We start from the raw sequence: 8,227 nt of genomic DNA on the forward strand, positions 1-8,227 counted from the left end.
GGAAAAAGGTGTTTTGATGGTTAAAGTTATCGTAATTGGCGGAGGGATATTAGGCGCATCTACCGCATATCATCTCGCAAAAAAAGGAGCGGAAGTGACGATCATTGATCGACAAGATGATGGGCAGGCGACTGCCGCATCCGCGGGTATTATCTGCCCTTGGCTGTCTCAAAGGAGAAACAAAGCTTGGTACTCTCTTGCAAAAGCAGGAGCCGCTTATTACCCGATTTTAGTGGAAGAACTTCAACGAGATGGTTTAACGGATATTGGCTACCGGAAAGTTGGTGCCATAAGTTTGAATACGGAACATAAGAAATTAGAAAAAATGCTTGAACGAGGAAGAATGCGTAAAGAGGATGCACCTGAAATCGGAGAACTCCATTTGCTATCGTTCGAAGAAACGAAACGGAAATTCCCATTCGTGAAAGATGGATATTCTTCTGTTTTTGTGGAAGGAGCAGCCCGTGTTGATGGAAGAAAACTGCGTGATTCTCTAATAGAAGCAGCTAAAAAAGTAGGCGCTCATGTCGTTTATGGTTCTGCTCTTCCAATTGTGGAAGAATGCAATATTGTTGCGGTTGAAGTAAATGGTTGTCTCTATAAGGCTGACCGTTTTATCGTTGCAGCAGGAGCTTGGGCAAACGATTTCTTGGAAACGTTAAATCTCAAGATGAAAGTAAGTGGTCAAAAAGCACAAATCATTCATTTAGTTGCAGAAAATGATCAAACAGAGGACTGGCCGGTTGTCATGCCGCCAACTGATCAATACATCGTACCTTTTGAAGGCGGAAAAATTGTCATTGGAGCTACACACGAAGATGGCAAGGAGTTTTTTACTTCCCCGACAGCTGGAGGTGTACATGAAGTACTGGATAAAGCGCTAACTGTTTGTCCCGATTTATCGAATATAGTTTTTGAAGAAGTTCGAACAGGCTTTCGCCCATTTACACCTAACTTTCTACCGGTTATCGGGCAACTCCCTAATTATCCGAATGCGTTCATATCAAATGGGTTAGGAGCTTCTGGACTTACGGTCGGCCCTTTTTTAGGAAAACAACTATCCAATATCGCTTTGCAAAAAGAAATTGATATTGATTTGTCGTTATATGATGTATCCCAAGCATTCGAATGAAATGAGCAATTGCTTATTTCATTTTTTTCTTGCAACAATATAAACATATGTTTATAATGAAAACAAATGTTTAACGAATACTAAATGATTGTTGCATGACGTTAAACATTCGGCGAACAGTTTCCGTTTGCGTACAATTTTGTTGAGTAGTCGGAAAAGTAGGCCAGAGTGTAAATGATAAGGGTGATAAATTTTGAATGCAAAAGAGTTGGCTGTCATTGAACTTCTTCGTAAGAACCCTTTTTTGACCCAACAGGAAATGGCTGATGCACTTCAAATGTCAAGGCCTGCACTTGCGAATTTGATCTCAGGATTAATGAAAGCAGGTAAAATAACAGGTAGGGCATATATTCTTGCAGATGAAAAGGAAGTCGTTTGCATTGGAGGTGCCAATGTTGACCGAAAATACCATTTGAAAGAAAAAGCACAATTAGGAACGTCCAACCCGGCGAATTTAACAGTGTCGGTCGGCGGGGTTGCACGTAATATCGCAGAAAACTTAGGACGGCTTTCCCATCCTGTTCGTTTGCTGACAGTGGCCGGAAATGATGCTGATTGGGAAGCGATTGTACAAAGTTCTTCCATGCATATGAGTATTTCCGACGTCAATATGATGAATAGCTATTCTACCGGTTCATACTCTGCTGTCTTAAATCCGGACGGAGAATTGATCGTTGCAATGGCCAATATGGATGTGTACGAAAAACTTTCTGTTGAATACATGAAAGAGAAGGAACGGATAATGATGAATGCAGCTGCAATCATCATTGATTTAAATTGTCCAAAAGAGACAGTAGAATATGTGAAAAGTTTCTCACAACGCTACTCTATCCCGTTCGTAATCATACCGGTTTCATCACCGAAAATGAGCCATTTGCCTGATCATCTAACGGGTGTCACTTGGTTCATATGCAATCGCGATGAAGCTGAAGTTTATACGAATAAACCGATAAAGACTGATGAGGATTGGCGAAATGCAGTAAAGTCCATAATGGATTGCGGAGTTGAAAATGTAATTGTAACTGCAGGAAGCAAGGGTGCTATGGCAGCTTCTAAAAATTCAGAAGTCATTCACTTCCCGGCTGTGGAAGGCGTTTCAGTTGAAGATGTAACAGGTGCTGGCGATGCGTTTGTATCTGGAGTACTTCATGGATATCTTCTGAACATGGATTGGCAACAATCAATAAAGGCTGGCTTAGTAAATGCCGCTAAAACGCTTGAATCGAATGACACTGTAAGACAGGATTTGACAGCAGAACAACTTGAAAAAGAACTGGAGGCTTTACAATGAAACAATATCTATCTTATTCAGCAGAAGTACAAGAAGCGATGGCGACTGGAAGACCGATTGTTGCCTTAGAGTCAACAATCATTTCTCACGGAATGCCATATCCTAAAAACGTTGAGACAGCAAGGGAAGTAGAGCAAATTATCCGAGAAAATGGAGCTGTACCTGCAACGATTGCGTTAATCGATGGTCAAATTAAGATTGGTCTTTCTGACGAAGAGCTTGAAATGTTCGGTAATAGCCAAGGGGTCGCGAAAGCGTCTCGCCGTGATCTTGGTTACTTAATTGCGACGAAACAGTTGGGCGCAACTACTGTTGCAGCAACGATGATTTGTGCTGATTTAGCAGGAATTCGCATCTTCGTAACTGGCGGAATCGGCGGCGTACATCGTGGTGCAGAAACAACGATGGATATTTCTGCTGATCTTGAAGAATTGGCGAAAACAAATGTTGCTGTCGTCTGTGCTGGGGCAAAATCCATTTTGGATATCGGTTTGACGATGGAATATCTTGAAACGAAAGGTGTCCCCGTCGTAGGATATGAAACAGACGTATTACCGGCTTTTTACACACGCAGAAGTGAATTCCCAATCAACTTCCGTGCGGATGATCCAGAAACAGTTGCGGACATGCTTCGTGTAAAATGGGATTTAGGTTTGCAAGGAGGGGCAGTCATCGCCAATCCGATTCCAGAAAAGGATGCGCTTGACGAAGCATTCATTAACGGAATTATTCAAGAAGCGCTTAAGGAAGCACAAGAGAAAAACATTTCGGGCAAAGACGTCACTCCATTCATGTTAGGGAAAGTGAAGGACTTGACAGAAGGCAAAAGCTTGGACGCAAACATTGCGTTAGTAAAACATAATGCGAAAATCGGAACGCGAATTGCGATCGCTTTTGCAAATAGCAAGGAATCATAAAGTTTACCTATAATTGAAACAGAAGCCAGGACAAAATCATACTGATTTTTTGTCTGGCTTTTTTGTTTATGATGACTGACCTAAGTCTATTTTGTGAAAAATAAAATTGGTTGTTTTGCTATGATAGTATGTAACTAAATAGACAGATAGGGTGAGAGACATGTTTTTTGCACAAATGTCGGGCTTTCCTGGTTCAGGAAAATCGACTTTGGCTAAGGAAATTGCAAAAAGGACCGGTGCAATTATCGTAGATCATGATATTTCGAAATCTGCGTTGCTTCATAGTGTAGGGGACGGAAATATAGATCCAAAGCTTGCGGGAAAAATTTCATATAATATCGATTGGTCATTCATTGACTTTCAGTTGTCATTGGGAAATAGTGTCATATTTGATAGCCCGTGCCTATATGAAGAAATGGTTCATAAGGGTACAGCTTTTTCCAATAAGTATAATGCGAAATACAAATATATCGAATGTTATGTAAATGATTTCCATACAATTAATCGAAGGCTGAGAAATCGAAAGCGATTAATAAGTCAAATAGAAGAGGTGAAATCAGAGATAATTTTCAAGAATACAATTGAAAATTGCGCCAAGCCATCAGGCTATGATTGTTTAAAGGTTAATACATCTAAACCGATTGAAGATTATATTTTTGAAGTGATTAAGTATATCAATACATAACGTTTAAGTCCCTTCTTTTATATTTCTATCCTCTTTGCTGTACAATAGTGCTGATAGGGGGAAATAGAAAATTGAAGTTAGTATCGTGGAATGTAAATGGATTACGGGCATGTGTCCGGAAAGGCTTTTTGGACTATTTTTATGAGCAAGATGCAGATATATTTTGTGTACAGGAGACAAAGCTGCAGGAAGGGCAAATTGATTTGTCTCTGGAAGGCTACTACCAATATTGGAACTATGCACAGAAAAAAGGGTATTCCGGAACGGCGGTCTTTACGAAGGAAGAGCCTCTCTCTGTACGATACGGAGTAGGGGATGATGAGTCCGAATATGAAGGACGAATTTTAACTTTAGAATATGAAGATTTTTATTTGGTAAATGTGTATACTCCGAATTCTCAAAGAGATTTGGCGCGCTTGCCTTACCGATTGGAATGGGAAGACCGGATGAAAGATCATTTAGTTCGGCTGTCAGAAGTGAAGCAAGTCATCCTTTGCGGAGATTTAAATGTAGCGCATAATGAAATCGATATTCGAAATTACAAATCAAATGCAGGCAATTCTGGTTTTACTTATGAAGAGAGGGGTAAAATGACTGCATTGTTAGAGGAAGGATTCATCGATACGTTCCGTCATTTCCAACCAGATATGGAAGGCGCCTATACTTGGTGGTCGTACATGAATAAGGTAAGGGAGCGGAATATAGGCTGGCGGATCGATTATTTCATCGCGACGAAAGGTATGTTGCCAAAGCTGAAGTCTTCCTACATACATCCACATGTTTTGGGCAGCGATCATTGCCCGATTGTCTTGGAATTGCATGCAGATGGGTAAGCTGTAATAAAGGAGAGAAAATAAGATGGCAAAGTCAATTACAACTTTTTTAATGTTTGAAGGAAAAGCAAAACAAGCGATGGATTTTTACCAGTCATTATTTCCAAACAGTGAAATTCAGCAAATTGATTATGCAGAGGATGGGACTGTCAGACTAGCAACTTTTATTTTGAATGGAGAAACCTTTATGTGCATTGATAGTTCAGTCCATCATGCATTTACATTCACGCCGTCTATTTCAATGTTTGTTGAATGTGATTCAATTGACGAATTGGAACGTTTGTTTCATAGACTGTCAGAAGGTGGACAAGTACTAATGGACTTAGGTGAAATTCCTGGAAGTGAAAAATTTGGTTGGGTACAGGATCAGTTTGGTGTTTCGTGGCAATTGAATGTTTTTAACGCATAATAAATGAATGGAAATGAAAAGGAACAATTGTGCTAAATTGTATGTTCAGCACAATTGTTCCTTTTTTAATGGTCTTCTCATAATTTAGTACGCTTAATTAGCTATCCCGTCCGCGGCGGCTGCGTTCTCCACCTTTGCGTCCTGCTTCAGACTTGCTCATTTTGCCATTGTTATTATAGTTGTCATTTTGTTGTGCGCGTGCTTCTCCGCCTTTACGTCCGATTTCTTCATAGAAGTCACGGTCATGATTTTTTGCAGTAGCTTCTCCACCTTTGCGCCCGATTTCTTCGTAGAAATCACGGTCATGGTTTTTTGCAGTAGCTTCTCCGCCTTTGCGCCCGATTTCTTCATAGAAGTCACGATCATGGTTTTTAGCGGTAGCTTCCCCGCCTTTACGTCCTGCTTCTTCTAATGACATTTTGCCTCTGTTGTCGTTATTGTTGTTATTATTTTTAGCCATGTTTTACCTCTCCTTTTCTTACTGTTTTTGTATTGGCTTACAGTTCTTCTATTGCCGAAAAACGAGTATGATAAACTTATATAATGCGAATTAATGTACTTGTCACAATAGTAATGTAAATGTTATGAACATAATAGTAAGGTAAAAATTAACAAATGTAAAAAAGAGAGAGAAACCTTGTTGAAATATGTCGAATGCGTGTTATAATAAAAACCTATTAAAAATAACATCCACTCATATAATCGCGGGAATATGGCCTGCAAGTTTCTACCGGTTTACCGTAAATAAACCGACTATGAGAAGCAACGGAATAAAGGACCATGCCTCGCATGTTCCCCTTTTTTCATTCGGAACTGTCCGGATGACCTTGCTCCACTCATGAAATGAATGGATGCACGGTCATCCGTTTTTTATATTGCTGCTGATCGTGAACGATTAAGGAGGAAATGAAGATGAAACAGATGGAAGATAAAATTTTGGCGGAAGGTAAAGTTTTATCAGATCAAGTGTTAAAAGTGGATTCGTTTTTGAATCATCAAATTGATCCGCAATTAATGAAAGCGATTGGCATGGAATTTGCGGAACGATTCAAGGATGCGGGCATTACTAAAATCTTGACGATCGAATCTTCAGGAATTGCTCCAGCAGTTATGGCGGGACTTGAGTTGAATGTACCAGTCGTATTTGCAAGAAAACGCAAGTCTCTAACATTAGTCGATGATTTGCTTACTGCAAAAGTTCACTCCTTCACTAAGAATGAAACGAATGAAATATCGGTTTCCAAGAAATTTATTAATGCAGATGATACGGTGCTAATGATCGATGATTTTCTTGCGAACGGACAGGCTGTGAATGGCCTTATGGATATTATCGAACAAGCAGGTGCTACGTTGGCTGGTGTCGGAATTGTCATTGAGAAGGGCTTCCAGCAAGGTGGAGAATTGCTAAGAGAAAAAGGAATCCGCATTGAATCGTTGGCGATTATAGAATCTCTTGAAAACGGAGAAGTCAAATTGAAAAAAGAGGTGCCTACAAAATGAAATCCGTCGTTTTAGGCTTCCAACATTTATTGGCGATGTATGCGGGGGCTATATTAGTCCCATTGATCGTCGGTGAGGCAATCGGATTAAACTCGACTCAATTGACCTATTTAGTATCGATTGATATTTTAATGTGTGGCATTGCGACGATTTTGCAAATCATGACGAACCGTTTCTTCGGGATTGGTCTGCCGGTCGTCTTAGGGTGTACATTTACGGCAGTCGGTCCGATGATTGCAATCGGCGGCAATTATGGCATATCAGCTATTTATGGAGCGGTAATCGCTTCAGGCATTATAATTGTAATGATAAGCAAGTTTTTTGGAAAACTGATTAAGTTTTTCCCGCCTATTGTAACGGGTTCTGTAGTTACAATAATTGGAATCACTTTGATTCCTGTTGCTTTGAACAATATGGGAGGGGGCCAAGGCGCGCCTGACTTCGGTTCCGTAACGAATGTTTTATTATCATTCGGCACTTTACTCTTCATCATTTTAGTATACCGCTTTTCAAATGGATTTTTGCGTTCGATTTCTATCCTTTTAGGCTTAATTGCGGGCACAGTCGCTGCGATGTTGTTTGGAGTTGTAGACTTTGGTGCAGTGAAGGAAGCATCCATGTTCCACATGGTTGTTCCATTTTACTTCGGAACACCGACTTTTCACCTTTTCCCAATCGTAACGATGACTTTAGTTGCGATGGTATCATTAGTAGAATCATCCGGCGTTTACTTTGCTTTAGGGGATATTTGTGAAAAGGAAATTGGTAAAAAGGATTTAGAGAAAGGCTACCGTGCAGAAGGTTTAGCTTCAGTCATCGGGGGCATTTTCAACGCATTTCCATATACGACATTTTCTCAAAATGTCGGTTTAATGCAAATGTCTGGTGTCAAGTCACGTAAAGTAATCGCAATTACTGCAATAATGCTCATTTCTTTAGGTCTTATGCCGAAGATTGCTGCATTGGCAACAGTCATTCCGACATCCGTATTAGGCGGTGCGATGGTTGCGATGTTTGGCATGGTCGTATCACAAGGGATTAAAATGCTCAGCAAAGTAATCGGGCAATCACAAGAAAATGCAATGATTGTAGCTTGTTCGATCGGATTAGGGCTTGGCGTATCCGTAGTACCAGATATTTTCTCGCATTTGCCTGAAGGAATTCAAATTTTAACAAGCAACGGCATTGTAGCCGGCAGTTTGACGGCTATATTCCTCAACATCATGTTCAATATGATCCCTTCAAGAAAGCGCAAGGCATCTGTTCAAGCACCAGAACAAGAAACAAAGCAAACAATAGCATTAACCGAACAAGAAGCGTAAATAAAAAGGGGCTGTCCAATAAGTCCTTAAAATAGAACAGGTGGCGAAAAACGAATCGTTTTTCGCCACCTGTTCTTGTATTTTTCTCATTCAATACTGAAAGTAGCTCGCGGATGCCGGCCACTTTCAGTAGATTGT

At 40.3% G+C, this 8,227-nt stretch carries 9 protein-coding genes and 1 riboswitch; of the genes, 8 read left to right on the top strand and 1 reads right to left on the bottom strand.

Annotated features, from left to right (window positions below; all coding sequences use genetic code 11):
- Nucleotides 1–16 precede the first annotated feature (16 nt).
- The 6 genes from WFH04_RS02965 (at nucleotide 17) to WFH04_RS02990 (ending at nucleotide 5,267) form a co-directional block, all read left to right on the top strand.
- Nucleotides 17–1,132: an NAD(P)/FAD-dependent oxidoreductase gene (locus WFH04_RS02965; RefSeq protein ID WP_336822580.1), complete on the top strand. Its 1,116-nt coding sequence runs from the start codon at nucleotides 17–19 to the stop codon at nucleotides 1,130–1,132.
- A 193-nt stretch (nucleotides 1,133–1,325) separates the two neighbouring features.
- Nucleotides 1,326–2,423, top strand: coding sequence for a PfkB family carbohydrate kinase (locus WFH04_RS02970; protein ID WP_336822566.1), 1,098 nt, complete (start codon nucleotides 1,326–1,328; stop codon nucleotides 2,421–2,423).
- Nucleotides 2,420–3,340, top strand: a complete 921-nt coding sequence (locus WFH04_RS02975; RefSeq protein WP_336822567.1) for a pseudouridine-5'-phosphate glycosidase — start codon at nucleotides 2,420–2,422, stop codon at nucleotides 3,338–3,340. Before WFH04_RS02970 ends, WFH04_RS02975 begins: the two co-directional genes overlap by 4 nt.
- A 160-nt stretch (nucleotides 3,341–3,500) precedes the next feature.
- Nucleotides 3,501–4,025, top strand: coding sequence for a P-loop nucleotide/nucleoside kinase family protein (locus tag WFH04_RS02980; RefSeq protein ID WP_336822568.1), 525 nt, complete (start codon nucleotides 3,501–3,503; stop codon nucleotides 4,023–4,025).
- A gap of 71 nt (nucleotides 4,026–4,096) precedes the next feature.
- Entirely contained in the window at nucleotides 4,097–4,858 is a 762-nt protein-coding gene (locus WFH04_RS02985; RefSeq protein ID WP_336822569.1) for an exodeoxyribonuclease III, read from the top strand.
- Nucleotides 4,859–4,883: 25 nt separating this feature from the next.
- On the top strand, nucleotides 4,884–5,267 hold the full coding sequence (locus tag WFH04_RS02990; RefSeq protein ID WP_336822570.1) for a VOC family protein: 384 nt from the start codon (nucleotides 4,884–4,886) through the stop codon (nucleotides 5,265–5,267).
- 97 nt (nucleotides 5,268–5,364) lie between these two features.
- Here WFH04_RS02990 and WFH04_RS02995 read toward each other — a convergent pair whose 3' ends face one another.
- Complete coding sequence (locus WFH04_RS02995) at nucleotides 5,365–5,727, bottom strand: KGG domain-containing protein (protein ID WP_336822571.1); 363 nt, start codon at nucleotides 5,725–5,727, stop codon at nucleotides 5,365–5,367.
- Between the two features lie 214 nt (nucleotides 5,728–5,941).
- Nucleotides 5,942–6,043, top strand: a riboswitch (purine riboswitch).
- A 136-nt stretch (nucleotides 6,044–6,179) separates the two neighbouring features.
- On the opposite strand from WFH04_RS02995, the gene WFH04_RS03000 reads away from it, so the two are divergent.
- Entirely contained in the window at nucleotides 6,180–6,767 is a 588-nt protein-coding gene (locus tag WFH04_RS03000) for a xanthine phosphoribosyltransferase (RefSeq protein WP_336822572.1), read from the top strand.
- Nucleotides 6,764–8,089, top strand: a complete 1,326-nt coding sequence (locus WFH04_RS03005; protein ID WP_336822573.1) for a nucleobase:cation symporter-2 family protein — start codon at nucleotides 6,764–6,766, stop codon at nucleotides 8,087–8,089. The genes WFH04_RS03000 and WFH04_RS03005 overlap by 4 nt, the downstream gene beginning before the upstream one ends.
- Nucleotides 8,090–8,227: the final 138 nt, after the last annotated feature.

Source organism: Sporosarcina sp. USHLN248 (assembly GCF_037144575.1).
Classification (GTDB): domain Bacteria; phylum Bacillota; class Bacilli; order Bacillales_A; family Planococcaceae; genus Sporosarcina; species Sporosarcina contaminans.